This is a genomic window from Streptomyces sp. JNUCC 64 (assembly GCF_054484115.1).
Genome location: NZ_CM137015.1, coordinates 458,394 through 485,313 on the forward strand (window position 1 = coordinate 458,394; position 26,920 = coordinate 485,313).

At 74.1% G+C, this 26,920-nt stretch carries 24 protein-coding genes and 1 pseudogene; 13 read left to right on the plus strand and 12 right to left on the minus strand.

The features are described 5' to 3' along the window. Nucleotides 1-64: 64 nt before the first annotated feature. On the minus strand, nucleotides 65-523 hold the full coding sequence (locus ACVWNX_RS01765) for an MFS transporter (protein ID WP_454412055.1): 459 nt from the start codon (nucleotides 521-523) through the stop codon (nucleotides 65-67). A 439-nt stretch (nucleotides 524-962) separates the two neighbouring features. Here ACVWNX_RS01765 and ACVWNX_RS01770 point away from each other — a divergent pair, with 439 nt between their 5' ends. Continuing rightward, on the plus strand, nucleotides 963-2,381 hold the full coding sequence (locus tag ACVWNX_RS01770) for a YVTN family beta-propeller repeat protein (protein WP_454412056.1): 1,419 nt from the start codon (nucleotides 963-965) through the stop codon (nucleotides 2,379-2,381). Nucleotides 2,382-2,564: 183 nt separating this feature from the next. Here ACVWNX_RS01770 and ACVWNX_RS01775 read toward each other — a convergent pair whose 3' ends face one another. From ACVWNX_RS01775 to ACVWNX_RS01785, 3 genes are all read right to left on the minus strand, one after another. Continuing rightward, a complete protein-coding gene (locus ACVWNX_RS01775; protein WP_454412057.1) occupies nucleotides 2,565-4,043 on the minus strand; it encodes an aldehyde dehydrogenase family protein in 1,479 nt (492 codons plus the stop codon). Nucleotides 4,044-4,153: 110 nt separating this feature from the next. After that, nucleotides 4,154-4,699, minus strand: coding sequence for an EF-hand domain-containing protein (locus ACVWNX_RS01780; RefSeq protein ID WP_454412058.1), 546 nt, complete (start codon nucleotides 4,697-4,699; stop codon nucleotides 4,154-4,156). A 66-nt stretch (nucleotides 4,700-4,765) separates the two neighbouring features. Continuing rightward, complete coding sequence (locus ACVWNX_RS01785) at nucleotides 4,766-6,562, minus strand: acyl-CoA dehydrogenase family protein (RefSeq protein WP_454412059.1); 1,797 nt, start codon at nucleotides 6,560-6,562, stop codon at nucleotides 4,766-4,768. A 199-nt stretch (nucleotides 6,563-6,761) separates the two neighbouring features. Between ACVWNX_RS01785 and ACVWNX_RS01790 the strand changes: the two are divergent. Then, a pseudogene (locus tag ACVWNX_RS01790) lies at nucleotides 6,762-7,034 on the plus strand (IS630 family transposase); the annotation flags it as partial. A gap of 206 nt (nucleotides 7,035-7,240) precedes the next feature. Here ACVWNX_RS01790 and ACVWNX_RS01795 read toward each other — a convergent pair. After that, nucleotides 7,241-8,206, minus strand: a complete 966-nt coding sequence (locus ACVWNX_RS01795; RefSeq protein ID WP_454412060.1) for a pirin family protein — start codon at nucleotides 8,204-8,206, stop codon at nucleotides 7,241-7,243. 134 nt (nucleotides 8,207-8,340) lie between these two features. Between ACVWNX_RS01795 and ACVWNX_RS01800 the strand changes: the two genes are divergently transcribed. Next, nucleotides 8,341-8,724: a tetratricopeptide repeat protein gene (locus ACVWNX_RS01800; protein WP_454412061.1), complete on the plus strand. Its 384-nt coding sequence runs from the start codon at nucleotides 8,341-8,343 to the stop codon at nucleotides 8,722-8,724. 43 nt (nucleotides 8,725-8,767) lie between these two features. On the opposite strand, the gene ACVWNX_RS01805 is transcribed toward ACVWNX_RS01800, so the two are convergent. From ACVWNX_RS01805 to ACVWNX_RS01815, 3 genes are all read right to left on the minus strand, one after another. Further along, nucleotides 8,768-10,078: an MFS transporter gene (locus ACVWNX_RS01805; protein ID WP_454414602.1), complete on the minus strand. Its 1,311-nt coding sequence runs from the start codon at nucleotides 10,076-10,078 to the stop codon at nucleotides 8,768-8,770. Between the two features lie 161 nt (nucleotides 10,079-10,239). After that, nucleotides 10,240-11,013: an ArsR/SmtB family transcription factor gene (locus ACVWNX_RS01810; RefSeq protein WP_454412062.1), complete on the minus strand. Its 774-nt coding sequence runs from the start codon at nucleotides 11,011-11,013 to the stop codon at nucleotides 10,240-10,242. A gap of 109 nt (nucleotides 11,014-11,122) precedes the next feature. After that, nucleotides 11,123-11,647, minus strand: a complete 525-nt coding sequence (locus tag ACVWNX_RS01815) for a MarR family winged helix-turn-helix transcriptional regulator (protein WP_454414603.1) — start codon at nucleotides 11,645-11,647, stop codon at nucleotides 11,123-11,125. A gap of 153 nt (nucleotides 11,648-11,800) precedes the next feature. Here ACVWNX_RS01815 and ACVWNX_RS01820 point away from each other — a divergent pair, with 153 nt between their 5' ends. After that, nucleotides 11,801-13,498: an MFS transporter gene (locus tag ACVWNX_RS01820; protein WP_454412063.1), complete on the plus strand. Its 1,698-nt coding sequence runs from the start codon at nucleotides 11,801-11,803 to the stop codon at nucleotides 13,496-13,498. A gap of 285 nt (nucleotides 13,499-13,783) precedes the next feature. Here the strand turns inward: ACVWNX_RS01820 and ACVWNX_RS01825 are convergent, their stop codons facing one another. Continuing rightward, a complete protein-coding gene (locus ACVWNX_RS01825; RefSeq protein ID WP_454412064.1) occupies nucleotides 13,784-14,404 on the minus strand; it encodes a DJ-1/PfpI family protein in 621 nt (206 codons plus the stop codon). Between the two features lie 328 nt (nucleotides 14,405-14,732). On the opposite strand from ACVWNX_RS01825, the gene ACVWNX_RS01830 reads away from it, so the two are divergent. Beyond that, complete coding sequence (locus ACVWNX_RS01830; protein WP_454412065.1) at nucleotides 14,733-15,260, plus strand: EF-hand domain-containing protein; 528 nt, start codon at nucleotides 14,733-14,735, stop codon at nucleotides 15,258-15,260. Nucleotides 15,261-15,376: 116 nt separating this feature from the next. Here the strand turns inward: ACVWNX_RS01830 and ACVWNX_RS01835 are convergent, their stop codons facing one another. Continuing rightward, the gene (locus ACVWNX_RS01835) at nucleotides 15,377-15,808 is read right to left on the minus strand and encodes a DUF4440 domain-containing protein (RefSeq protein ID WP_454412066.1); all 432 of its coding nucleotides are present in this window, start codon (nucleotides 15,806-15,808) and stop codon (nucleotides 15,377-15,379) included. Between the two features lie 231 nt (nucleotides 15,809-16,039). Next, on the minus strand, nucleotides 16,040-16,381 hold the full coding sequence (locus ACVWNX_RS01840; protein WP_454412067.1) for a cupin domain-containing protein: 342 nt from the start codon (nucleotides 16,379-16,381) through the stop codon (nucleotides 16,040-16,042). A gap of 70 nt (nucleotides 16,382-16,451) precedes the next feature. Here ACVWNX_RS01840 and ACVWNX_RS01845 point away from each other — a divergent pair, with 70 nt between their 5' ends. From ACVWNX_RS01845 to ACVWNX_RS01880, 8 genes are all read left to right on the plus strand, one after another. Next, a complete protein-coding gene (locus ACVWNX_RS01845; protein WP_454412068.1) occupies nucleotides 16,452-17,417 on the plus strand; it encodes a helix-turn-helix domain-containing protein in 966 nt (321 codons plus the stop codon). A gap of 233 nt (nucleotides 17,418-17,650) precedes the next feature. Further along, the gene (locus ACVWNX_RS01850) at nucleotides 17,651-18,232 is read left to right on the plus strand and encodes a hypothetical protein (protein ID WP_454412069.1); all 582 of its coding nucleotides are present in this window, start codon (nucleotides 17,651-17,653) and stop codon (nucleotides 18,230-18,232) included. A gap of 156 nt (nucleotides 18,233-18,388) precedes the next feature. Continuing rightward, the gene (locus ACVWNX_RS01855; RefSeq protein ID WP_454412070.1) at nucleotides 18,389-18,610 is read left to right on the plus strand and encodes a hypothetical protein; all 222 of its coding nucleotides are present in this window, start codon (nucleotides 18,389-18,391) and stop codon (nucleotides 18,608-18,610) included. A gap of 208 nt (nucleotides 18,611-18,818) precedes the next feature. After that, the gene (locus ACVWNX_RS01860; RefSeq protein ID WP_454412071.1) at nucleotides 18,819-19,259 is read left to right on the plus strand and encodes a hypothetical protein; all 441 of its coding nucleotides are present in this window, start codon (nucleotides 18,819-18,821) and stop codon (nucleotides 19,257-19,259) included. A gap of 69 nt (nucleotides 19,260-19,328) precedes the next feature. Continuing rightward, nucleotides 19,329-22,364, plus strand: a complete 3,036-nt coding sequence (locus tag ACVWNX_RS01865) for a LodA/GoxA family CTQ-dependent oxidase (RefSeq protein WP_454412072.1) — start codon at nucleotides 19,329-19,331, stop codon at nucleotides 22,362-22,364. Next, a complete protein-coding gene (locus ACVWNX_RS01870; protein ID WP_454412073.1) occupies nucleotides 22,361-23,533 on the plus strand; it encodes an FAD-dependent monooxygenase in 1,173 nt (390 codons plus the stop codon). Before ACVWNX_RS01865 ends, ACVWNX_RS01870 begins: the two co-directional genes overlap by 4 nt. 37 nt (nucleotides 23,534-23,570) lie before the next feature. Further along, nucleotides 23,571-25,463: a hypothetical protein gene (locus ACVWNX_RS01875; RefSeq protein WP_454412074.1), complete on the plus strand. Its 1,893-nt coding sequence runs from the start codon at nucleotides 23,571-23,573 to the stop codon at nucleotides 25,461-25,463. Between the two features lie 78 nt (nucleotides 25,464-25,541). Beyond that, on the plus strand, nucleotides 25,542-25,859 hold the full coding sequence (locus ACVWNX_RS01880) for a hypothetical protein (RefSeq protein ID WP_454412075.1): 318 nt from the start codon (nucleotides 25,542-25,544) through the stop codon (nucleotides 25,857-25,859). 58 nt (nucleotides 25,860-25,917) lie between these two features. On the opposite strand, the gene ACVWNX_RS01885 is transcribed toward ACVWNX_RS01880, so the two are convergent. Then, on the minus strand, nucleotides 25,918-26,895 hold the full coding sequence (locus tag ACVWNX_RS01885) for a helix-turn-helix domain-containing protein (protein WP_454412076.1): 978 nt from the start codon (nucleotides 26,893-26,895) through the stop codon (nucleotides 25,918-25,920). Nucleotides 26,896-26,920 lie beyond the last annotated feature (25 nt).

The following is a 26,920-nucleotide window of genomic DNA, read 5'->3' on the forward strand; positions in this document are numbered from 1 at the left end:
GCGGCAAACGTTGTCCCGAGGTAGGTGCCCGCACTGTCCGCCACGGCGAACGCCGACCCGGTGATCAGCGTGACCGGTGCAGCACCCACATGGACAGGGCGTCCAGCACGGCGGCGGCCGCGACTGCGGCGACCACACCCACCGCCGTGAGATGGGACCAGATCATCAGCCGCTGCTTGGAGGTGCGGTCGGCGATCACCCCGGCGGGCAGGGCCAGCACGAACGCGGGCAGTTGGCTGAGGGCGGCGACCTGGCCGGGGGCGGCGTCCAGAGCGAGGACGGCGGGGGCGGAGGTGCCCGGTCCGGGGTCAAGCCTTCGGTTCGCGATCTGGCCGAAGGCGAGGAGGCTCGGGTTGGCGCTGGCTGTCGTACGGACCTGAGTGATGTCCGACCGTCGGCCATGGTGGAGGAACTGGAGCGGTTCGAGACCGACGCGCTGGCGTGGGCCTCGGCGGGGCTGGCGGACCGCACGATCCGCAGGGACGTCGGACACCTGGAGCAGATGCGGACCTGGTTCGGCCACCGCTGTAGGAGATGCGGCCGCCCGATGCCGACGCGTACTTCGAGAAGGTGCTGTGGGCTTCGCCGAGCGGCACCCGGCTGGGGCGTTCTCAGGCGCTGACCACGTACTTCCTGATTCCTGGAGCTGCGGCACAAGGTCGAGATCCAGCGGATGTCCGGTCGGGTGGTCGAGTGCCCGATTGACGAGATGAACCGGCCGCGCGGGTCGCGGCACTGCGGATTTCGCCGTCTGGGCCGGAGGCCGGAACGCTGTTCGCCGAGTGGGGGCCGTCGGGGCGGGTGGGGCGGGCGCTGGCCCGTTTCCGCCCTTGCGGGCGGGAGCGGCCAGCCACAACCTTGTGACCTGTTGCCACCAGTCGTGCACGCACGGTGATTCCGCCGGAAGGTACGGCGGGCTCCGAGCGGCGAAGAGAACAGAGGTCCACGGAGTGCGTGTGTTCATGAACGACCAGACCGGTGAGAGCCGTTGGAACGTCCGCAGCGTCACCGCGTGGGCGGGGGCGCTGTTACTGGCGGCTTCGGCCCTGACCGCCCTGTCCGCCCCGGGCGCCCAGGCCGCTCCGGCCCCGGCGGCGGACCCCCGGCACCCGACGGCCTACGTCTCGACCGTCAACACCCAGAAGGTCCTCGCGGTCGACACGGTCACCGGCGAGGTGCTGGCCACCATCCCGGTGGGCGTCGAAGCGGGCGGCCTGGCGCTGTCCCCGGACGGCTCGCGCGTCTACGTCGCCGGGGCGCACACCGGGAAGGTCGGGGTGATCGACACCGCCACCAACACCGCCACCAGCTTCACCGTCACCGGCTCGCCCTCGACCATCGCCGTCACCCCCGACGGGCGCCACGCCTACGTCGGCGACAGCACCGGCCCGTGGCTCAGGGTCGTCGACCTCGCCACCCAGCAGGTGACCACCACCATCCGCACCTTCGACCGCGTTTTCGACGTCGACATCAACCCGGCCGGTACCGTGGTCTACGCGACCCAGAGCACGGCCAACGGACTCCAGGCCGTCAGCACCGCCACCAACACCGTCCTCCGCAACATCCCCACCGGCGGGTATCCGCGCGCGGCCGCCTTCACCCCCGACGGCAAGCACGCGTACGTACCCTCCGGGCGCGACCAGAGCTCCGTCACCGTGGTGGACGCCACCACCCACACCGCCACCACCAGCGTGACCACCGGCCACGACGCCAACGCCGCAGCGGTCACCACCGACGGCCGCCACGCCTGGATCGTCAACGGCGGCGCCGACAACGTCTCCGTCCTCGACACCGCCACCAACACGGTCGCCGCCACCGTCCCGGCCGGGGACAGCCCCTTCGACATCGCCTTCACCCCGGGCGGCGCCCACGCCTGGGTGACCAACGGCGCCAGCCGGACCCTCTCCGTCTTCGACACCGCCACCCGCGCCCTCACCCGCACCGTCAACCTCGCCACGCAGCCCAGCTACGTGGTGGTGGCCCCCGCACGCCCGGCGGCCGACCTCCAGGTCCAACTCGCCGCCACCCCCAGGCCGGGCCTCACCGGCCGGGTCGACTACACCCTCACCCTCACCAACAACGGCCCCCGGACCGCCGCCACCGGCACCGTCACCACCACCTTCACCCCCGGCGGCGTCAGGCCCACCAGCACCGGATGCACCACCGCCACCGCCACGGTCACCTGCACCGTCACCGACCTCGCACCCGGCGCCAGCGTGACCCGGAGCTTCAGCCTGCCCGTCGCCCTCCTCTCCCTGGGCACCCCCTACAAGGCCACCGCCACCCGCACCACCAGCAGCCCCCAGGACCCCGACACGACCAACGACACCGCCACCCGCACCTGCACCGCCACCACCCCCCTCATCATCCGCTGCACCTGACCGACCCGTGTGCGGGGCGACCACCCGCCCCGCGCACGGAGCCACCTGAAGCCCTGGCGGATCTTCCGCAGGTTCCGATGCGGCCCCGCCCGCCGAAGAGGTCGGGCTTGCCCGAGCGGCTGGTCCGGCATCAGCTTCCGGGGCCCGTGTCGGCTTTCGAGGTGGCCGGTGGCCGCTGCGGTGTCACAGGACGTGGTCCCGCGCTGTGGCGTGGGTGGCGTCGCAGACGGCTTGGAGTCTGCTGGTGCGCAGGAGCGGGAGTGCGGCGCCGCCGAAGGGACCGCCGGAGCGGCCGGTGCCGCCGTGGGTGGGCAGGACGGCGATGTTGCCGCTGTGCGTGTCGTTGATCTTCAGGATGCCGCCGTTGCGCAGCTCGTTGGAGAACCGCGCGATGACGTCGGGGTCGGCCGCCCACAGGGAGTTGCGCAGGCCATAGGGGTTCGCGTCGAGGAACGCCAGTGCCCCGCCGAGCAGTTCGGCGTCGGGGGCCCGGTCGGGCACGACGAGCTTCAGGAGCGGGAAGAACGTCTCCTCGTGGACGCTGGGGATCGCCGACGCCGTCTGGAGGCCGTCGATCCGGATCACGGTGGGCTGGATGAACATGCCGTCCGTGGCCGGCTGGCCGGTGTGGTCCCACTGGGTGCCACCGGTCACGACCCGGGCGCCGACCGCCGTCGCCTCCCGCAGTGCCTGCCGGAATCTGGGCGCCTTGAACACGGGCGAGAGCAGCACCCGCGGATCCTCGGGGAGCCCGGGGCGTAGCGCTTCGGCCTGTTCGACCACTGCGGCGATGACCCGGTCGGCGATGTCCGGGTGCACGATCGCGTAGCGGGGCACCATGCAGATCTGCCCGGAGGCGTGGAAGCATTCGGCCAGCGCGCGGGCCGCCTGGGCGGGATCCGCGTCGCGCCAGATCAGCGCGCCGTCGTTGCCCGACAGTTCGAGCACCGGCTTCTTGCCCCGGGCCAGGCACTCGGCCGCGAGTGCCAGGCCGCGCCCGGAGGAGCCGAAGTAGAAGACGGTGTCGACGTCGGGGCTCTCGGCCCAGGAGCGCAGCGTCTCCTTCGTGTCACCGCACAGCACTGACAGGACGCCCGGTGGCGCGCCGGTCTCGGCCAGGGCCGGGGAGACGATCTCGTGATAGAGGAAGGCCAGCGCCAGCGGGCTGCTGCGCGGCGCCCCGACCACCAGGGCGTTGCCGCCGGCCAGCGCCCACACGCCGAGCGCGCCGGCGCTGGCCGGGGCGTTCTGCGGAGGGCTGAGGGCGACCACGCCGTCGGGCTGGTAACGCAGGCGCACGGTGCGGCGTCCGACCCGCGTCTCGTGCTCGGCGGTGCGGCGGGCGAAAGCGATCGAGTCCTGATGTGAGCCTTCGAGCATTCCGGACAGCTCCCACCGGGCCACCGGCAGCGGGTGGCCCTCGGCGACGCACAGGTCGACGAACTCCTCGCCACGGCGGGCCAGACGGTGATGGAACGCGGAGACCAGCGAAAGGCGCTGGTCGAGCGGAACGCGGGCCCAGGCGGGCTGGGCGGTGCGCGCGGCACGCAGCGCGCGGGCGAGCTGGTCCGGGCGGGCCAGCGCTACCCGCCCGGCCAGCCGGGGGTCCTCGCTGTCCTCGTCCTCGCCGTCGGCCTGGCCGCGCTCGCGCCGCAACACCATGCGGCCGACGGTGAGTGGATCTCGGATCAGGGCGCTCGCACGGGCCGTGTACACCCAGTGGTCGGCTGTCTCGGGTGCGCCGGCGACCAGCGGCGGATAGGAGCGGATCACTACGCGCCGAACAGCAGGTCGCCGACGGGTTCCTGGCCCTCGCCGGTGTAGAACTGCCGTGCCGCCGCGTCGATCTGATCGATGCTCAGCACGCCGCGGCCTTCGGTGTCCAGGCGTTGGAACGCGGCGTCCACCGCGTCGTCCGGGGTGCCCAGGGCCGCCTGCAGCGCACGGAACTCCGGTGGGGTGATCTTCCCGTCGCCGTCGATGTCGGCCAGTTCGAGCACGGCGCGTACCGCGGGGTGGAACGCGCGGTCGTAGCCGCCGCCCTCGTGCACGAAGGCGCCCGCCATGCCCCGGTGGTACTCCTGCGGGCTGATGCGTCCGTCGCCGTCGATGTCGCACTGCGCACGCAACGCCTCCCAGACATCGAGCACGGCGCCCACGAGTGCCTTGCCCTTGGCGGAGGTCGGGCTGCTCTCGAAGGCGGAGAGCACGCGCACGCCGAACGCCACGAAGTCCGTGCGCTCGATGTAGCCGTTGCCGTCCAGGTCGAGCTGCTGCTCGAACGCGCGCTGGTGCTTGGATTCCAGGTGTGCGCTCATGATCGCGTACTGCCTTCCTCTCGGGACGATGTGACGGCGTGCTCCCCCGCGGGCGCACGGTGATGCTCAGATGCCGATCCCGTCCTGCATGGGGGCACCGAGAAACTCAGGGGCGTATCCGAAGGCGTCGACCAACTCCCGCGCGATCCCGGCCAGCTCCCGATGGCGGTGTTCGAGGCGTTCGCGCGCCGCGTTCCAGGACTGCGGGTCCAGGAGCCCGTGCGCCAGGTACCAGTCGGCGTGCCGCAGCACCGCGCCCAGGCCGTAGTGCTCCAGGACGCACCGCGCCGCGTCGGCGCCGCCCACCGGGATCCGTTCGCCGAGGCTGCGGAACGCCTCGGCGTCCGCGTACGCCAACGCGGCGTCGCGCAACGTCTCCGCGGCCGTCTCGCGTCCCGGCGCCCGGCCGCCGGCCTGGTGGATCCGGGCCGCTTCGCCGAGCAGGCCGCGGACACGGGCCTGGAGCAGGGACCGCAGCCGCGCGGCGTCGAAGGCCCCTCCAGACGGTGCGGGGACCTCCGCGTCGAGCAGGCCGAGGTGGGCTGGAGGCCGGGCGGCCAGCAGGCGGCCGAGCGCGAGGGCGATCACCTGGTTGTCGCCCTCGGCCGTCACCGCGCCGTGCGCGATGCCCAGGTACTCGGCGATGCGGTTGCCCAGCAGCATCCCGCGGGCCCCGGCCCGCTCCCGGCATTCGTCGATCACCGACAGGGCCGTGTAGGAGGCGTGGACCTTCACGCTGTTGACCATGAGGGTGCGTTCGGGCTCCTCGATACCCGCGGCCCAGCGGTCCTTGGCGTCGTTGACGAGGGCGGTGGCCGCGTACACCCGGCTCAGGCAGGTCATCAGGGCCGCGCGGTGGTTACGCTGGGACAAGGCGGGCACCGTCGCCCGGGCCGCGCCCCGCGTCATCCGGCGCAGGGAGTAGCGCACGGTGATGGCCAGTGACGCGCGGGCGGTGGCCAGTGCCATGCCCGGCAGCAGAATCCGCCCGAGCTTCAGGCAGTCCAGGGTGAGCCAGAACCGGCCGGGGGAACCGGGATCGGGCCTGCGCGGATCGGCGTCGGCACCGTCCGGACACGGCCCTGCCAGCCAGTGCGTCCGTGGCACCGCCACCCCGTGGAACCCGGTGCGCGCGTAGTCCATGCCCCCGGCCAGGCCCCGCGACAGCGGGGTGACGGAAACCCCCGGGACCGGCCCGTCCCGCGTGGCGACACGCACCAGGAAGGCGTGCAGCGGACCCCGGTCCGGCCCGCCCGCCCCGGCCGGCGGGTCCAGCCGGGCGAGCACCACCGCGATCTTCGCCACCCCCGGGTAAGCCGACGTCGACATGACCTTGTACGCCGCCGCGTCCGGGCTCGTCAGAACGAACGAGTCCGTCGCCTCGTCGTACCGCGCCCGGGTCCTGATCGAGGTCAGATCGTTTCCGGTGGTGCCCTCCGTCGCCATGAGCAACCCCACCGAACGCATGCCGTCGAGCTCCGCGAGCAGGTCCCGGGTGTACTCGGGCCGCTGGGACAGCCCCACGACCGAGGCGACGCACAGGTTGTAGTGGACGCTCATCAAGGCCCCTGCCGTCGGCTCGGCGACCGCCGCCCAATCGTGCACGGCGCACAGCCGGTGCACATCGCGGACGATCACGGACGGCGGGTCCGTCGCGGCGCACAGCGCGCGCATCACCGCGTAGGAGCGGGCCGTCGCCGCCTCCGGAGCAAGCCCCGTCCGGGAGCCACCGGCGATCCGCGAAAGCAGACCGGGAAGCTCACCATCGAGGTCGGCGCTCTCACCCGATAAGACGATTCCGCGCATGGCGTCCGCCAGCGCGCCCCCGCACCGCGAGGACGCGGGTTCCACCGAGATCGACATTCACCCCAGCCCTCCCTCAGAGATGATCCGCTCCCTTCAGCACGGAGAGGCCCACCCTGGCGTGTCAACGGCGCCAAGGTAGCCCGGAGCCGCAGCGGCCTCGAGCGCACAGGAACATCGACCAATGAATTCGACCCGCCAGGGTGACTTTTCGCGAAGTGCCTTACAGAGATGGGCTGTTGGTTGTATTTCGCGGTGCGTGAGGTATGCGGACGGTGGTGGGTTGACGCCTGGTGTCCGTCGACGGCGTGAGCCGGTCCGGGTTCGGGCGGCCGAGCCGTTCGAGGAAGGCATCACGGCAGCGAAGGTCGCCTGGCGTCCGCGGGTGAGCGTGAAGTCGGCGCGTCAGCGGCAGCAGCGTTGGCGCGCGGGTGGTGCGGACGCTCTGGCCTCGCGCGGTCCGAGCGGGTCGCGGTGCCGTCTGTCCCCGCGCTACCTGGAGAAGCCGTCGGGGTTCTCGGACCAGGGGCCGACGGGGTGTGACCCCGATCGTGACGGCCAGCGGCCGTCGCGCGGGACGGTTGTCGACCTGATCACTCGTCAGCAAAGTCAGCATCGGGTCAGCATGGGGTTTACCCGACTCAAGTCACTAGCCGCAGACAGCCGGACCCCGGACCGATGACAGCCTGATCGAGCCCGCCGAAGCGGCCTCCGCCCCGCGCGGACCCCTCCGCCAGGTCAGCCCGTCCGCCCGCGCTTCTTCAGCTGCCCCGGCGGGAGTTGGGGCGCGGGTAGTGGGGCACCGTCATACCCCTTCACCTCGCCGAAGCGGGTGCCTTCCATCCAGTCCTTGCGCGCCTGGACGATCTCCTCGTTGCTTCGTCCGACGAAGTTCCACCACATGACCAGCTCCTCCGCGAACGGTTCGCCGCCCAGGAGCATCAGGCCCGCGTCGGACTCGGCGCTCAGCGGGAGTTCGGTGCGTCCGCAGCCGAGGTAGAGCATGGATCCAGGGAGTACCGGAACACCGTCCACCCGGGCTTCGCCGGACATCGACAGGACCGCGTACTCGAAGTCCGGTTCCAGCGGAAGGCGGACGTCCGCGCCCCGGGTGAGGGCCAGGTCCGCGCCGACGATGGGCGTGTAGACGGTGCCGGGGGAGGCCGCGCCGTCGAGGTCGCCGAGGATCACCGTCGCGGTGAGCCCGGGCGCGGTGACCCGTGGAAGGTTCGCGTGGTGCTCGAAACCCGGCTCGACGTGGCGGTGCGCGTCCGGGAGGGCCACCCACAGCTGCGCGCCGTGCAGGAAGCGGGCGTGCGGCCGGGGCGACTCCTCCGAGTGGCTGATCGCCCGGCCGGAGGTCATCAGCCCCAGCTCGCGCGGGCGGATCGTCTGGAGGCTGCCGGTGCTGTCCCGGTGCAGCACCTCGCCGTCGTGCAGCCAGCTCACCGTCTGGAGTCCGATGTGCGGGTGCGGGGGCACCTGCATGCCCGGCTCGTCCGCGATGTCGTCCGGGCCGTAGTGATCGACGAAGGCCCACGCGCCCACCATGCGCCGTCCCAGGTTCGGCAGCAGCCGACGGACCTCGGTGGACTCGCCGAGCTGGACGCGCCGGGGGCTGAGGAGCTCCCGGACCGGTTCCGCGACGACGAAAGCCCGGCCGCCGCACAGGGCGGGCACCGCCTCACGATCAAGGTTGCTCATGCCTGACAACCTAACCCCGGCGGCCCGGTCCCGTCAGGCCCGCTCGCCCTGATGGAATATTCCTCCGCCCGGCCCGGTTGCCGCAGTCGACCGGGCGCCACGGTGGCGTCGGGACGAGACGAGAAGAGGTCACGGTGAGCACGGCGTACTACGAGTTCGGAACGGCGGCGGAGCGCTGGGACCGGGCCCGGATGTTCTTCGACGCCAAGGAGTACCTGACGGCCGCGCGCATCCTCACCGGTCTGGTCGAGGAGGAGCCGGAGCAGGTCGCCCCGCGGCTGCTGCTGGCCCGCGCGTACTACCACTCCGCCCGGCTCGGACGGGCGGAGGAGCAGCTCCGGGAGGTCCTGGAGCGGGACCCCGTCGAGGGTTACGCACGGCTGATGCTCGGCCGGACCCTGGAGCGCCAGGGCCGGGACGCGGAGGCCGCACCGCATCTGCGGATGGCGGCCGCCTTCGCCGGGGAGTTCCCGGCCACGGCGACCGGCGGCGCGGCCACGGCGACCGGCGGCGCCTGACCCCCGGCCGTCCGCGCCGGACGGTCCACGACGGCGCGCGGACTCACGGTTCCGCGCGCCGCGCGGGGGCGGTCAGCGCCAGGACGCCCGCCGTGGCGCAGATCGCCCCGCAGCCGAGGAGGAACGCCCCGACGCCCCACCAGGCGGTGACCAGTCCCGTCAGGGGGTAGAGCAGCGGGGCGAGCCCCAGGGTGCACAGCGTGGTGACGGCGGTGATCCGCCCGAGGTACCGGGGCTCGGTGGCGCGCTGGACCAGGGTGTGCGCCAGTGTTCCGGCGAGCCCTGAGGCCCCGCCCACCACACCGCACAGCAGCAGCGCGGTCGCCGGGTCCCCCGTCCGGCCCAGGGCCGTCACGGCGACCGCGGTCGTCAACAGGGCCGCCGCCGTCACGGTCGCCGCGCGGGGCACCCGTGGCAGGACGGCCAGCGTCAGTCCCGTCACGGCGCCCCCGGCGCTGAACGCGGCGAGCATCCAGCCGAGCGCGGTGGGGCCCCAGCCCCGGGCGTCGGTGAGCAGGACGAGTCCCGCCGCGAACGGGCCGCCGAAGCACATCTCCGCGAGGGCCAGGATCGCGACCAGCCGGGTGAGGCGTCGGTCCCCGCGCAGCAGCCGCAGTCCTTCCCGGGTGTCGCCCCACAAGCCCGCGAACGCGCGGGCGGCACCCGGGCGGGCCCCTCGCCCTCGCCCTTTCGGCTGTTCGTCCTCCGGCGCGTACGTCTCCCCCGTCCCCTGTTCGTCCTCCGGCGCGTTCGTCTCCCCCGTTCCCTCTCCCGCCGTCGTCCCGGCCGTCCGGCTGTCGGACGGCTCCCGCAGAGGGGTGATCCGGACGGCGGCGATCAGCGCCAGGGAGACCGCGAACAGCGCCCCGGCGACCGCGAACCCGGCCGCCGCGCCGCCCGCCGCCACCACGGCCGCCGCGAGCAGGGGTCCCGTCGCGTTGCCGAGCCGGACGGCGAGCCCGCGCAACGCCTGGATCCGGGCCAGCTGGGCGACGGGGGCGATCCTCGGGGGCAACGCCCCGACCGCGGGCATGAACACCGCGTCGACCGCGCCGAAGACCAGCGCCAGCAGACACAGCGGCCACAGTCCCGGCCCGGTGGCCCAGGTCACCAGGGCGACGGCGAGCACCACCACGGTGCGCACCAGGTCGCTGCCGATGAGGACGCGCCGGGGGCCGAACCGGTCGGCCAGCGCCCCGCCGCCCAGCATCAGCACGGCCCGGGGGACGGCGCCCACCGCGAGGACCAGTCCGACCTGCGCGGGTCCCGCCACCCGGGAGACGGCCCAGGCGAGGACGAAGTAGTAGGCGACGTCACCGGTGAGCGAGGCGGTGTACGCGCCCAGCCAGCGCAGGACGTTGGGGTCGCGGAAGGCGGGACGGTCCCGGGGCTCCCGGCGGGGCGGCGCTCCGGTGTCCCGCCGGCCGGACCCGACCCGGTTTCCGGTGGGCGCCGGGCGTTCTCCCCGTCGTCCCGACCGGTCGCCCCCGGACGTCGGACGGTCGGCTCGACCGCTCACCCCGGCTCCGGGGTGCCGTAGACCTGGAGGTGGGCGGCGACCGGCCCCGCCGTGTCCCCGTCGGTGCCGTCCTCGCGCCGGGCCTCGCCCTCCGCGCGGTAGCGGGCGATGACCTCGGCCAGTTCGGCGCGCATCGCCCGGGTCTGGTCAGGGGTCAGCCACAGCCGGTGGTCGGTGAAGGCCGTCGCCCGGTACCAGGCGTCGGGCAGGGCGGGGAGGGTCTCGATGGCGACCCGGCGCAGCAGCTCGCTCTGGGCGAGCGCGACCGCTTGGCTGTAGGCCCGGTCGGCGTCGTCCCCGGAGTCCGGGCCGGAGCGGACGTCGTCGCCCGTGGCGCGCGCGGGGTCGGTGGCCGAGTGCGCGGGGTCGTGCTGGGTACCGGTGTGACGGGCCCGCCACCAGCGTTCCCGGCGGGTGCCCCGGCCCGGGTCCTCCTCGATCAGTCCGCCCGCCGCCAGCCGTCGCAGGTGGTAGCTGGCGGCTCCGGAGTCGAGGTCGAAGTGCCGGGCGAGCTGACGGACCGTGGCCGGGCCGTGGTGCCGGAGTCTGGTCAGCAGGGCCAGCCGGGCGGGGTGGGCCAGCACCCTCAGCGCCCGGGGATCGCGGGAGAGGTCGAGCACCTCTGGGGTGACGGTCGGGAAGGGGTCGTCCGCCGGTCCGGCGGGGCGCGCCGCTTCCGCCGCCGGGGTCCCGGGCGTCGCGTCCGCCGCGTCCGGGACGTCGTCACGGTGTGCGGGGGTGTCGTCATCGTGCGCGGGAGTGCGGTCCATCCCGTGAGCGTAAACGCGAAGAAGTCTTCGCGAACAGTCCTTCGCGAAGACTTCTTCGCATTGACCACGCGCTCCGCGCGCCCACCCCCGCGCGCCACCTGGGCACCCCTCAGGCGCCGCCGGACGGGGAACTCTCCCTGGGGGTGCGGCCGCTCCGGTACTCGTCGGCGAGCAGGGCGTCCATGGTGCCGCGCAGATGCGCGACGAAGTCCTCGAACTCCTTGAGCCGCTCGGGCGGGTACTGCGCCATCGCCGCCGTCATGCGCTCGGAGTAAGGAGCGAAGAACTCCTCGGCCCTCGGCCGGATGCGGGGGCTCGACCGGAGGGTCACCACCCTGCGGTCGGTGTGCTCACGGGTGCGGACGACATGACCGGCCGCCTCCAGCCGGTTGAGCAGGATGGTGGTCGCCCCGGAGGACAGCGACACCCGCTCGCTGAGCCGCGCGGGGGACAGCGGGGTCCCCTTGTCCTCGGCGTAGAGGATCTCCGCGAGCGCGGCGGCGTCGGTGGAGTGCAGTCCCAGCCAGACCGCGAAGCGCCGGGTGAATTCGGTGTAGTTGGCCCCGAAACCCCGCAAACCGTCCATCAGGCGGTCACGTTGCTGCTCCAGATCGGCGAACTCCGGTCTCTCCATGGACATGCACCGCTTCCGCATCTCTACCCGACACCTATCGAATCCCTGCCGACGGGGCGCGCCCCGCTTGATTGACAACCTATCCCGGCCCAATCTACCTTTGCCGCAAAGATATTTCCCTTTGTGGCAAAGATAACTCACCGCAGGAGAGTGATGACCGACAGCACGAAACGTCCGGACGGCGCGGGGCCTCCCGCCGACGGGGCCTCCCCGCCCCTGCGGCACTGGCTGGGACTGGTCGCCGTCTCCCTCGGCGTGGCCCTGATCGTCGTGGACATCACCATCGTCAACGTGATCCTGGCGCCGATCATCGACGACCTGCGCGTCACCTCGGTCGAGGCCCAGTGGATCCAGGAGTCCTACGCGATCTCCTTCGCCGCGCTGCTGCTGGTCACCGGCCGCCTCACCGATCTGCGGGGCGCCCGGTGGACCTTTCTGCTGGGGCTGGTGGTGTTCGGGCTGACGAGCGTGGCGGCGGCGATCGCGCCCGACGGCGGACCGCTGATCGCGGCCCGGTTCCTCCAGGGCATCGGCGGCGCCCTGATCCTCCCCTCGTCACTGGCCCTGGTGAACTCCACCTTCACCGGTCGGGCCCGGGGTCAGGCGTTCGCCGTGTGGGGTTCCACCATCGGCGCGGCGGCGGCCGTGGGCCCACTGCTCGGCGGCTGGCTCGCGGACCTCTCCTGGCGCTGGACCTTCTGGATGAACGTGCCGCTGGTCGTGCTGGTCGTCATCGCCACCTTCCGCTATCTGCCCGCGTCGCCCCGCGTCCCGGGGCGGGTGGACGTCCCGAGCGCCCTCTGGTCCGGCCTCGCGCTCGGGCTGCTCGCGTTCGGGCTCATCGAGGGCCGCACCCACGGCTGGCTGTTCACCACCGAGCCGCTCGACGTCGGCGGGGTGTCGTGGAGCGGCGGCCCCTCGCCGGTCCTGGTGTCGTTCGTGGTGTCGGTCCTGGCGGCGGTCGCGTTCTGGCGGCGGCAACGGTCGCTGGAGCGACGCGGTGACGAGCCGCTGATGGACGTGCGGCTGTTCGCCATCCCGTCGTTCCGCAACGGCAACGTCGTCACACTGGTCGTGGGACTCGGCGAGTTCGGTGTCCTCGCGGTCCTGCCGCTGTGGCTCCAGTACACCCTCGACTACACCGCGTTCCAGGCCGGGCTGTCGCTGGTGGCGATCGCGGCGGGCAGCCTCTTCTCCAGCGGCGCGAGCTTCTCGATGGCCACGACCCCGCTCTCCCTGGTCCGGATCGGGCTGGTGCTGGAGATCATCGGGCTGGTGGCCCTGGGGCTGACCGCCTCGGTCGGCACCGCGTGGTGGGTGATCGCGCTCGCGCTGTTCCTGTACGGGGTCGGGGTCGGCTTCGCCACCGCCCAGGTGACCAACATCGTGCTGGTGGACGTGCCCGCGCGCCGCGCGGGTCAGGGGTCGGGCATCCAGAGCGCGGCGCGCGAACTGGGCGCGGCGCTCGGCATCGCGGTGCTCACCACCCTCTTCTTCAGCACCCTGGCCTCGGGGGTGCGCGAGCGGCTCACCACGGCGGGCTACCCGGCGGCGGAGGCGGAACGGATCGGCGGGGCCGTCACCGACAGCGCCGGATCGGCGATCCCCGCACTGGTGGACGACCCCCGGACCGCGATCGCCGGGCAGGCGGCACGGGAGGCGATGACGACCGGTCTGGAGATCTCCAGTCATCTGTGCGCGGGGCTGCTGGTACTCGCCCTGGCGGCCACGGCGTTCGTCACTCCGGCGAAGGCGAAGGGGAAGGCGAAGAAGGAGGGGAAGGGGGAGGGCGACGGCGGGTCCGAACCCGCCGGGGCGGAGCGGGCCACGGTGGAGCGGGGTCCCCGCTGAGGCCCACCGGGGTCCGCTGAGGCCCATCGGGTGCCCGTCACGCTGGCCGAGGTCACGGAGGTGGCCGAGGTGACGGGATTCGCGGTCAGCACGGAGGTCGCGCGGGTTCACCCAACCGGGCCGGGCGGTGGACCCGGACCCCGGCGGGCGCACGCCCGCCCCTGGAGGCCCGGCCGGAGCGGTCTGTGCCCTGGACGGCCCGGGCAGAGGGACGGTTGTACCGCCTTCCCGACGCCTTCCCGGGCTGGGGGAAGCGCGGGGAGGCGCGTACGGAGGCGGCCGGGACTACTCCAGGGCGCGGGCCCGTTCCAGCACCTCGGCCGGGGCCTTGGCCACCGAGCCCGTGTCGAACGGGGGTTGCGGATCGTACTCGGTGTAGAGCTGGATGGCCTGGGCGGTGACGTCGTCGGTGAGGAGGGCGGCCAGTCCGACGGCCATGTCGATGCCGGAGGAGACCCCGGCCGAGGTGATCACCCTGCCCTGCCGGACCACCCGCTCGGCGGTGTAGGCGGCGCCGTACGCCTCCAGGTCGGCGACCGCGTTCCAGTGGGTGGTGGCGGTCAGCCCGTCCAGCAGACCGGCCGCGCCGAGCACCAGGGACCCCGTGCAGACCGAGGTGGTGAAGCGGGTGCCCGCGTGCATCCGGCGCACCCAGTCGAGGAAGGCGGGGTCGGCCGACATGGTCAGGAAGCTGCCGCCGCCGGGGATCAGCAGGACGTCACAGTGTTCCACCTCGGCGTACCCGGTCGGGATGTGCACCGGCAGGGAGCCCAACACGTCCCGCACCAGACCCGGTTCATCGGTGACGAAGCGCACGGTGGCACCGGGTACGTACCCGAGGATCTCGTACGGCCCGATGGCGTCGAGCGGTTCGAAGTCGTCGAAGAGCGGGATCACGATGTCCATCGCCGCAGCATAGTCAGCGGGGCGCCGGGCGTTCCCGGTCGCGGCCCGGCACGTCCGGAAGAGCGTCCTCCCCGACCGTCGGGGAGGGCGATCCCGACCGGGCTGCCGCCCATCGGGGGCCGACGGAGGGACGGGGGGACGCCCGGGGTGCCCTCCGCGCGTTCCCGTCCTCCGGCGCGCCATGCGCCGTACCGGGGGTATGCCTTCGTTCGTGTGCACCGGACGCCGTCCGGCGGGGCGGGGCCGGAAGGGCGCCCGATAGTGGTGCCGTTCCCGGGGACGTTCCCGTCTCCCCTCGACCACGTACCGGAAGCAGAGGTCCACCGTAATGCCCACCACCGAGGCGACCGCCCGCGCGCGGCTCGTGTTCTCCCTCTTCGACGCCGACGGCAACGGCTATCTGGAGCCGGGCGACTTCGATCTGATGGCCCGCAGGACGGTCGAGGCCCTGCCCTCCGCCGGTGAGGAGGCCGGGCGGGTGCTGCTCGACGCCTTCCGGGGCTACGGCGCCACACTGACGTCGGAGCTGGACGCGGACGGCGACGGGCGGGTCAGCCCCGAGGAGTTCGCCGCGGTCGTCCTCGATCCACGACGGTTCGACGCGGCTGTCGGCGCGTTCGCGGACGCCCTGGCGGCGATGGGCGACCCGGACGGCGACGGACTGGTCGAGCGGCCGGACTTCCTCGCGCTGATGACCGCCATCGGGTTCGCGCCGGGCCACATCGAGGCCCTGTTCGACGCCTTCGGCCCGGTGGAGGGCGACCGGGTGCCCGTCGCCGTGTGGGCGGAGGGCATCCGGGACTACTACCACCCCGACAAGGCGGGCATCGCCGGGGACCGGCTCGTCACGGGCTGAGCCCGCGCGCAGGCGCCGCGCCCGGACCGGACGGGCGGGGCGGCGCACGGAACGGGTGAGGGCCCCCGGACGGTCGCCGTCCGGGGGCCCTCATCTCTCGTCGCGCACCGCCCGCGTCAGCGGAGGTTGCTCCCCCAACCGCCCTGGATCATCGTCTGGAAGGCCCACTGGCCGTCCCGCTTGACCAGGATGTCGGCGTACCTCAGCCGCTGGGTGGTGTCACCCGTGGTCATCGTCGAATCGGTGAACACGACGGCCATCACCGGGCTCAGGAAGACCGGGGTGCGCACGGACTCGAAGGCGATGTCGTCGGAGCCGTCTCCCATCACGTGCTTCATGGTGCCGACGAACTGTTCGCGGTCCCACTGGGCGGAGGCGGCGTCCCCGCCCGGGTCGTCGCTGACGAGGTTGAGGGGGAAGACCGCCAGGTCGGCCATCCGCTCGACGTCCCGGCGCGCGGCGGCCGCGTCGTACTCCGCGAACCACGCCTGGACACCGGCGTGGTCCTCGGCGGTCGGGGTGTATCCCGCGTCGGGGAGCTGAGTCATGGGCGTTCTCCTCACACACAAGCTGGTCAAACTTGACTACACAGAAAGGTATACCGCTCGCGACTTCTAGTCAAACTTGATTACTTGAATGTGATCCGGATCACCCGGCCGGACGGCCGTCCGGCCCGGAGCCGCTGTCCGCCCGGGACCGGCGGCCGCCCGGGGCGAGGCGGCCATCCCGCCGTCCACCCCGCCCCGGGCCCGCTCGGTCCGGTCCCACCCGGTCCGCGCCTACCCCTCCGGATAGAAGAGGAAGAGCATGCAGCCGGTCGTCGTCTGGGGAACGTGCGAGGAGCCCGCGGGGGCGTGGATGAAGGAGCCCTCCGGATAGTCCCGCGTCCCGTCGTTGAACGTCCCGGAGACCACGAAGACCTCCTCCGGGCCCGGCTCGTGGACGTCGACACCCTGCCAGCGGGCCCCGGGGTCCATCTCCAGGACGTACGCCTTGGCTCCGCGCTCCCCTCTCCACAGGGGGCGCAGCCGGATGCCGGGGAAGATCTCCTGGACGGGCGCGTCGTGCACCGCGGCCCATGTGTACCCTGCCGTGTCGCGTGCGGATGCGTCGGATGTCATGGGGGCAGCCTGCCGGGACCTCGTCGATCATCCGAGTGGCACGATTGACATCCTGAGGTACTTTCCTGCCATGCATCAAGTGGCGGCACTGGTCCATCCCCCTCAGTCGACCTTCGAACTCGCCTGTGCGGCAGCGGTCTTCGGCGTCGAGAGACCCGGCCTCCCGACCCGGTACGCGTTCGGCGTCCACACCGAGCGGCCCGGTCCGGTCGCCACCCTCGCCGGGTACGACATGCTGGTCACCGGCGGGCTGGACGGCGTCGAACGCGCGGACACCGTCGTCGTCCCGGGCTGGCCGGTCATCGAGGAACCGCCCTCGGCCGCGGTCATCGGGGCCCTGCGCCGGGCGCACGCGCGGGGCGCGCGGGTGGTCAGCATCTGCACCGGCGCCTTCGTCCTCGCGTACGCCGGGCTGCTGACCGGACGGCGGGCGACGACCCACTGGACCCTGGCCGACCAGTTGGCCGAGCGGTTCCCCGACGTCCAGGTCGACCCGGACGTGCTGTACGTCGACCACGGGGACGTCGCCACCAGCGCGGGTTCCGGAGCCGGTGTCGACCTGTGCCTGCACCTGGTGCGCACCGACCACGGCGCGGGACACGCCGCCCACATCGCCCGGACCATGGTGATGCCGCCCCACCGCGAGGGCGGGCAGGCGCAGTACGCGGCACCGCCCCGCGCCGCGCAGATCGAGGGGACGCTCGCCCCGCTGCTGGGCTGGGTCACCGAGCGGCTGGAGGAACCGCTCACCGCCGAGGTCCTGGCCGCGCGGGCCGGGGTCTCGCCGCGCACCCTCGCCCGCCGCTTCCACGAGCAGCTCGGACAGAGCCCGGGCAAGTGGCTGCTGGCCCAACGGGTCACCGCGGCCCGCGCGTTACTGGAGACCTCGGACCTTCCGCTGGAGGCGATCGCCCGCCGGACCGGCCTCTCCTCCGCCGCCAACCTCCGCCGACGGTTCCTACGGGCCCTGGGCACCACCCCCGGCGCCTACCGCCGGGCGTTCCGTGCCGTCCCCCGCGCCGGGGACGGCGGATAGGGCGGACGGGCGGAGCACCGGACGGGCCGTGACGGGGCCCGCCGCGTCGCGCCCGACGTCTCCGTCCGGGCGCGCGGCGTACGGAGCCCTCCGCCGAACGGCATAGCGGGGCCGGACGGCGGACCCGGTCTTTGTGCCGAACGGCGGATGGGACCGCGGGGCTCCGGGAGCGAGGCTTGAGACGTCCACCGGAGCGGTGGACGAGCCCCCCTCCGGAACACGGGAGTCCCCCAATGCCCAGCACCACGACCGGCACCCCCTCGACCGTCACCGCCGTCGCCCGCGCCCCGCTCGCCGACGTCCCCGTCACGGCCGCGCCCCGGGTGCCACGGTCCATCAGGCTGGCGGCGCACGCCGCCGCGCTGACCCTGGTGCCGTCCGGGCTCTGGCGCGTCGCCATCGCCCTGGGCTGGGACTCCGGCTTCACCGACGCGTACCTCCATCCGGACAACTTCCCCAGCCTCGAATCCTTCTACCTGGTCGGAGTGAGCCTGCTCGCCGAGACGCTCGGACTGCTCACCCTGGGGCTGATCCACCGGTGGGGCGAGGAACTCCCCCGCTGGGTACCGGTCCTGGGCGGCCGTCGCATCCCCGTCCTGGCCGCGGTGATCCCCGCCTCGGTCGGCGCGGCGCTCGTCACCTTCGTCACCGTCTCCGGGGCGTTCGACTGGAACGACTCCGACAACATGAGCGCCCCCGGGGCCCCCGAGGGCGTCCACTACTGGGTGATGAGCGGCTGCTACCTGCCGCTGCTGGCCTGGGGCCCGCTGCTCGCGGTGGTCACGGTGGCCTACTACCGGCGGCGGACCCGCTGAGCCGGGCCGGTGACGGGACCCACGGACCGGGCCGGTCCGTGGGTCCCGGACGTGCCGGACGGCCGCCGCCCCGATCGGTCCCGGTGGCCGTGCGACCGGTGCCGGGGCGTGCGAGCGTGGAGCCGCCAGGGTCGAGAACCAGCAGGAAGGCAGGACATGGCTGACGAGAGGATCGCCCCGGACCAGGTCGCGAAGGCCGCCGCCGAGGGCGTCGCGATCGCGCTCGCCGCCCGGAACTTCTCCGACGACGTGGAGGCGCGCGGCCCCATCCTGGTCGGATACTTCCCGGACGCGCTGTTCGAGGTGTCGTTCGCCCGGGACGAGGTCACGGGACAGTTCGCGGTGCAGAACATCCAGCCCCGTCAGTTCAACGGGTAGTCCGGCCGTGCCCCGCCAGCGGCCGGACGGAACGGACGGGCCGCGCGGAATCCGGGAGCCGGACGGGACCCGGGGCCCGGACGGAACCGAAGGGCCGCACCGGGGGCCGGACGGAGACGGCCGACCCGCGCCGGACCACGGGCACGGCGACGGGGGGACCGGGAAGCCGCTGCTGTGTCCGAGCGCTCCCCCGGTCCCCGGGGAGTCGGTGCTCATCGGCGTGCTGTCCGGCACGGCGGAGGAACCCCGGGTCGTCCCCACCGAGCGGGCGCTGCCGGTGGACCGGGAGCTGATCGAACTGGCCGGGCCGGTGGCGCCGGACGAGGTGTTCCGGTTCGCGGCGCCCTGCCGGACCTCGGAGTGCGCCCACTTCAAGGACTCCGCCTGCGGGATCGCGGGCCGTGGCGTCGTCCTGCTGGACGAGGTCACCGTCCGGCTCCCCGCCTGTCCGATCCGCGCGCGGTGCCGCTGGTTCCGGCAGGAGGGTCCGCCGATGTGCCGCCGGTGCCCGCAGATCGTCACCCATCAGCGGGTGCCCTCGGACGAGATGCTGCGGATCGTGACCGAGACCGACGCACCCGCGCCACCCGCGCCACCCGCGCCACCGGGACCGTCCGCGTGCAGCCGGGGCCCCGCGCCCGGGACCTGACCCCGGCCCCCGCCCTCCCGGACTCCGCGTCCGGACCCGTCTCCGCGCCCGTCCTCGAAGGAGCACAGCATGATCGGTACCCCCGGGTCCGCCGAGGGACCTTCCGGCCCCCAGGACCCGCCCTCCTGCGAGGAGGACGCCGAGGCCGCGCTGCGGGAGATGTTCGTGGAGCGGACCCAGGGCGCCCGGATGGCGCGGGGTCAGGACCCGGTGCGGCGGCCGGTGTTCCTCAAGCCGCACGGGGTGGCCCGCGGGGTGCTCACGGTGGCGCCGGACCTTCCGCCCGAGCTGCGCGTCGGGTTCCTGCGGGCCGCCCACGAACGGCCCGGGGGGCTGGCCGCCTGGGTGCGGTTCTCCAGTGACACCGTCCCCGGCCGCCCTGACCTGCGCACCACCCTCGGGGCGGGGGTCAAGCTGTTCGGCGTGCCCGGCGCGAAGCTGCTGGCGGGCGAGGAGACGGCGGGGACGCAGGACCTGCTGCTCCAGAACCACGACGTGTTCTTCGTGGACACCGCCAAGGACATGTGCGCGTTCACCCGGGCGGGGGTGGTGGACGGCGACTACGAGCCGTACCTGAGGGACCATCCGGTCACCCGGGAGGTCCTCGACGCGATGGCCAAGGCCGAGGAGAGCGTGCTGACGGCCACCTACTGGGGCGTCCTGCCCTACGCCTTCGGACCCGACCGGTTCGTGAAGTACAAGCTGGTGCCGTCCGGCCACGCGCCCGGCGACCCGGCGGCCGTCCCGCCCGACGAGGACCCCGGGTACCTGGGGACCGATCTGCGGCACCGGCTCGCCGCCGGGACCGCCGCCTTCGACCTGCTGCTCCAGTTCCGCACCGACCCGGAGCGGATGCCGCTGGACCGGGCCACCGTGCGCTGGGAGGAGGCCGACAGCGCCCCGGTGCCGGTGGGCCGGCTGACCCTGCGGCAGCAGGATGTCGACGCCCGGGGACAGGCCGCCTACGGCGAGAACCTCGCCTTCAACCCCTGGCACTCGCTCGCCGAACACCGCCCGGTGGGCAGCGTCGCGGAGGCGCGCCGGAGCGTGTACCGGGCCTCGGCGCGGCAGCGCCGCGACGTCAACGGGGTCCCCGAGGCCGAGCCGGGGCCCGCCCGGCCGCCGCTCACCCCGCCGCCCGCCCGCGACACCCGGATCGTGCGGGCCGCCGTGCACCCCGCGATCGGGGTGGCCCGGGTCGGGGACAGCGCCGACGGGTTCTTCCTCGCCCCCGAGACCGACACCGCGCCCGCCGCTCCCCCGGACGGCTACAAGGACGCGACGGGCGCCCTCAAACGGCAGGCGGTCCGCTTCCGGCTGTACGGCTACAACGCGGCGGGCGAGCCGGTCGCGGAGCTGACCGCCGACAACGCGGACATCCGCTGGACCGTGCACGTCGCCAACGCCAAGGGCGCCTGGTACCAGTTCCAGCTGGCCCTCGACATCCCGGAGGCGGACCGGACCGAGGACAGCCTGCCGCGCAACGCTACGGTCCCGGCCGCCGAGCGCGAGCGCCTCGTCATCGACCCGGGCCCCCGTTCCGTGCGGGGCCGCGACCGCTCCGACCGGCCCGAGTACCGGTTCGACACCGGGGCCTTCCTCGGGGTGTCCGTCTACCTGGGCGAGCTGCGCACCGACGGCGCCGGACGGCTGGTGTTCCTCGGCGGCCGGGGGCGCTCGGCCTCGCTCACCGGCGCCCCCGCCGACACCTTCGCCAACAACGACGGCTGGTACGACGACGTCTCCGACGGCCCGGTCACCGCCGAGGTCAGGATCGAGGGGCGGACGGTGCCCGTGGAGCCGGGCTGGGTGGTGACCGCGCCGCCCAACTACGCGCCCGAACTGACCTCGGTGCGCACCCTCTACGACCTGCTGCGGGACGCCTACGTCGCCTCCGGCGCGCTGCCCGCCCCGCGGGAGGTGTCGTTCACCCGGGACGTGCTGCCCGTGCTGCGGCGGCTGTGCGGCCTCCAGTGGGTCAACCGGGGCCTGGCCGCCCAGTTCGGACACGGCGGACGCGAACACTTCCTCGACCCCGAGCGGCTCGCGGCGCTGGCCGACCCGTCCCCGGCGCGCCGGGAACTGCGCCGCCAGGTCTGGGCCGCGATGCGCGACTACGACCGGGACGGGCTGTCCCCCGTGCCGTGGCCCGCGCTCTACGGGGACGCGATGAGCCTGCCGCCCGAGTCGCCGCGCCAGCACTCGACGCTCTCCCCGCTCCAGTACCGGCTGCTGGACCGCTGGGCCGACGGGAGGTTCACCGCGGACCACGACCCGACGGCCGTCGCGCCCACCTCGCTGGACCAGGTGCCGTTCGCCGAGCGGCCCGCGACGCTCGACCGGGCGGCCCTGTCGTTCTGTCTCGCGGACGCCTTCCACCCGGGGTGCGAACTCACCTGGCCGATGCGCCACACCACCCTGTACGGCGCCCCCTTCCGGGTGCGCCACCGCGATCCGGCGCGGCCCGCCCCCCTGTCCTACGGGCCGAAGCTCACCCCGAGGGCGGCGCTCTCCGTGGACGGTCCGCTGTACGGCCAGGAGCCCGGCGGGCTCACCCGGTGGATGGCGGTGCCCTGGCAGACCGACACCGCGAGCTGTCTGTCCGGGTACGGCTACGGCGCGGCCGGCTTCGGCCCCAAGTACGACCCGTACCTGCCGACCTTCTGGCCCGCCCGGGTGCCCAACCAGGTGCTGGCCGAGGAGGACTACGAGGTGGCCGTGGACACCTCCCGCCCGCTGGCCGAGCGGCTGGCGGCGTTCGAGAACCGGCGGCCCTGGATGCGCTGGCTGCCCTCCGGATACCTCGACACCATCAACGCCATGGTCCGCGACTTCGGGAAGCTGGGTCTCGTGGAGCGCCGCCCCGGGGCCACCGACGACCCCCGGCTCCCGGCGGAGATGCTGGTCGAGTCGGAGGTGAGCTTCCCGCGCGCGCCCGCGCCCCCGGCGGGACGGAACCTGGTGCCGCTGCACGTGCCGCTCGGCGCGGACCCGGTGCTGGGCGGGGCCGCGCTGGCCAGCGCGGTGAGCACCGCCGAGCAGCCCGACGAGGAGGTGTCGGCGGGCTTCATCGACAAGGTCGTCCGGTTCCGGCGCGACCGGTGAGCGGCGGTCCGCGCCCCACCGGGGTCTACGACGCCGTGGTGGCGGGCGGCGGCCCGGCGGGGGCGGCGGCCGCGCTGGTGCTGGCGGGCGGCGGGCACCGGACGCTGCTCGTCGACGGCGCCGACGGCCACGGCGCGCCGGACGCCTTCCGCATCGGGGAGTTCCTGCCCCCGGCGGCCCGTCCGCTGCTGCGCGACCTCGGGCTGCTGGACGGCTTCCTCGCGGCCGGGCACCCCGAGTCCACCGGCACCTGGGCCGCCTGGGGTTCGGGGACGCCGTACGGCCGGGGCCACCTCTTCGATCCGTACGGGCCCGGCTGGCACCTCGACCGGGTCCGCTTCGACGCCTTCCTGCGGGCGGCGGCGGTCGCGGCCGGGGCCCGGCCGTGGCGGGGCACCGCGCTGGCCCGCTCCGGGGAGGGGCTGCTCGTCCGGGAGCGGGAGACCGGCGCGACGCGGGAGGTCCGCTGCCGGTGGGTGGTCGACGCCACCGGCCGCCGCTGCGCGCTCGGCCGCCGCCACGGCGTCCGCCGCCGTCAGGACCGTCTGATCGCCGCGTACACCCTCTTCCCGGGCCGCCGTCCGGGGCACGGACCGGACCGGGACGCGCGCACCCTGGTCGAGGCGGTGCCCGACGGCTGGTGGTACACCACCCGGGTCCCCGCCGGGCGGCTGGCCGTCCATCTGACCGACCCCGACCTGGCGCCGTCCGCGCTGCGCTCCCCCGACGGCTTCCGGGCGGCGGCCGACGCGACCGCGCACGTACGGGGACGGCTGGAGGGCTACGTCCTGGACGGCCGCCCCGCGCCCCGCTGGGCCGCCGCCCACGGCCGTCGGCTGGACCCGTCCTGCGGGCCGGGCTGGATCGCTGCGGGCGACGCGGCCCTCGCCTTCGACCCGCTCTCCTCCCAGGGCGTCCTCACCGCCCTGCACACCGGGGCCCGCGCCGGACGGGCGGTGGCCGACGCGCTGGCCGGGGACGACGACGGGACAGCAGCTCTCGCGGACTACACCGCGTTCCTGGACGGGATCGAGACCGCGTACCTCGGGAACCACGCCCACGCCTACCGGGGGGAAGGGCGCTGGCCGGACCGGCCGTTCTGGGCGCGCCGCCACGCTCCCGCCACCGGGCGCCCCGGGGAACGGGCGGGAACCCCCCGACCGGCCTAGGCTGGAGTTACGGGAAAACCTGTTCGAGGAATCCGTCATGTCCCCCCTGACCCCAGCGGTCCTGGACGCCACCGAGATCACCCAGTCGGTGCAGGACCTCCAGCACAGCGTCACCCTGATCGCCCGCAAGGCCACCGCCGTCCGGCTCTACGTCCACTGCGCCGACGGCCCGGCACGGACCGTGCGCGGCACCCTGACCGCCCTGCGCTCCCCCGCCGAGCCCCCCGTCACGCTGACCTCCGTCAACACCGTCACCCTCGATCCCGCCGACCCCCGTGACCTCGCCGCCCGGCGGGCCGACGCCGCGCTGAGCCTCAACTTCCTCCTGCCCGCCGCCCTGACCGGGGAGGGGCCGCTCAGCGTCAGCGCGGTGGCCCTCACGGACTCCGTCACCGGGGCCGTCGTCCCCCTGGGCGGCGCCCCGCACGGCCCGACCGTCTGGTTCCACCACGGGGCGCCGCTGCGGGTGCGGGTCCTGGGGCTGCGCTACCGGCAGGGCACCCCGACGGTCACCCACACCCCCCGGCCCGCCGACCTCGCCGCGCTGCTCAGCTGGCTGCGGCGGGCCTATCCGGTGGCCGAGGTGATCAGCTCGTACACGGTCCTCGACGCGACCGCCGCGCCGCCCTTCACCTGCAACGACGCCAACGCCCAACTCGCCGCGATCCGGGCCCTGGACATCAGCGCGGGCGCCGATCCCCGGGTCCACTACCTGGCCCTGGTGTCCGACGGCGGGTTCTTCCTGCGGGGCTGCGCGGCGGGCATCCCCGCGCTGCCGGACCCGGCCACCGTCGCCTCGTCCCCGGCCGGGGCGGGCGACTGGGGCTGGGACTTCGACGGCTCGTACAGCGACTGGTACGGGGCCCATGAACTCGCCCACACCCTGGGCCGCAAGCACCCCGGGTTCTGCGGCGAGACCCCGGACGACCTGGCGGGCTACCCCTTCGTCAAGGGGCAGCTCTCCGACACGGCCGACGGCTTCACCGGGTTCGACGTGGGCGATCCCGCGCTGAACCTGCCCATGCGGGCCCTGCCCGGGGTCCAGTGGCACGACGTCATGACCTACTGCCCGCGCCAGTGGCTCAGCAGCTACACCTACGAGGGCGTACGCCGTCGGCTGCTGGCCGAGGAGTCGCTGTCGGCCGGTGCCCCCGCCCCCGGGGACGGTCCCGGGGCCCCCGTCGCGCCCGCCGAACCGCCCGTCGCGGTGGGCGGCGCCGTGGGCGGACGCCCCGACGGACGGTTCCCCGAGGTGTCCGTCGCCCGGGTGGCGGTCCCCCGGAACCTGGCCGGGGCGGCGCCCGGTGACGAGGACCTGGTGAGCGTGGTCGGCACGGTGAACCTCACCCGGGGCGAGGGCGGCATCCGCTTCGTCAACCCGGTGTCGTCGCGGGCCGCGCGCCCCGCTCCGCCCGGGGGCGCGGACGGCCCGGACGCCGTGCCCCAGGTCGTCCTGCGCGTCACGCAGTCGGACGGGGCGCCTCCGCGCGAGATACCGGTACCGGTCCGGATCGCCTCCGAACTGGCCCCGGACGACGACCGCGTCGGTCTGGTCGACGCGGTGGTCCCGGCCGGGGCCAGCCCCGAGTCGGTCGAACTGGTCGTCGGGGGGCGGGTGGTGGACACCTTCCGGCCCGGCGGCCCGCCGGCCGGACTGCGCGCCGCCCGGCACGCGGGAAGCGACGGCGGGGCCCTGGGGCTCGCGCTGGAGTTCGACGGCGGAGGGGATCCGGGGAGCGCCCCCACCTACTCCGCGCAGATCAGCACGGACGACGGACGGACCTGGCGGACCGTCGGGGTGGGGCTGCGGGACCCGGTGGTGCGGATCGACCGCACCGGGCTGCGGCCGGGCGATCGCGTCCGGTTGAGGGTCACCACGACCAATGGATTCACCAGTACGACCGCCGACACGGAGGCCATCGAGGTCTGACCGGCCGGACGGCTCCCCCGCCGTGCCCTCCGGCCCCGGCACCACCGGGCGGCGGCCCATCGTCACAGGGAGCGTGCCATGCCGAACGTCACCCGTCTGCGGCCGGAAGAGGCCGAGGACTACCTGCCGCCGTTCTTCTACCTCCGCTTCAGTCAGGAGGAGTTCCCCGCGTTCCTCGCCAACCCCACGGGCACCTTGAAGGAACTCGGCCATGACCCCGGGAACCTCACCGTCACTGTGAAGGACCACGTCTGGGACGCGGGCCGCCGGGAGTGGATCACCGATCAGTCCGATCCGCGCTTCGCCACGGCGGGCGGACTCCCCCAGTCGAGCAGTTGGGGGTGGATCTGCGGCTACCAGGACGAACAGTGCGTCTGTGAGCGGGTGCTGATGTGAGACGCCCTTGCCGGTCCGGCCCTCGGTCGGCTGACCACGGGCCGGGCCGGTACCGCCCTCAGCGGGCCCTGGACGGCTCGGGCGACCCGTTCCGCCCCGCGTCCACCGCCGTCGCGTCCACCGTCGTCGCGCCCGACGCCGCCCCCGCCCCGTCGACCGTCTCCGTCTCCGCCCCCGTCTCCCCCGTCGCCCCGGACTCCGTCGCCGCGTGCTCGGCGAGCCTGCGCAGTGCCGCCTCCGAGGGGCTGCCGGGCCGGGCCGTCCAGACCACCACCTGCTGATCGGGGGTGACGGCGCTGCCGAGGGTGTCCCAGTCCAGGACCAGGGTGCCGACGCGCGGATGGAGGAACACCTTGTTGCCGGTTCCCTGGACGGCGACCTCCCGCTCCCGCCACCAGCGCTGGAAGTCGGGCTGGCCGGTCATCCGGTCCAGGAGGCGGTGCAGCCGGGGGTCGTCGGGGCGGCGCGCGGAGCGCATCCGCAGATAGGCCACACAGGCCCGGGCCCCGGCCCGCCAGTCGGCGTAGAGGGCGCGCAGCCCGGGGTGGTGGAAGAGCAGCCAGACGTAGTTGCGGTCGGCTTCGGGGAGCCGTCCGAAGTCGGTGAGGAGCGCCGCCGCGAGCCGGTTCCAGGCCAGCACGTCCATGGCGTCGGAGAGGACGACGGCGGGGCAGGCGGTCAGCTGGTCGAGGACCCTGAGGGTGTGCGGACTGACGGCCCGGCCCGCCCGGGCGGCCGGTTCGGCCAGGGGGCGTCCGGCGAGGCCGAAGAGGTAGGCGCGCTGGTCGTCGGTGAGGCGCAGGGCCCGGGCCAGCGACTCCAGCACGGGGACCGAGGCGTTCATCCGCCCCTGTTCCACCCGGGTGTAGTAGTCGGTGCTGATGGAGGCCAGCCGGGCGACCTCCTCCCGGCGCAGCCCCACCACCCTGCGGGGCGTCCCGTCGTCCGGCAGCCCGACCTGGAGCGGGTCCAGCGCGGCCCGACGGGTCCTGAGGAACGCCCCGAGCTCTCTGGGGTCGCCGTCACCGTTGTTCATGTCCGTCAGTGTGGCAGCGCCGGGA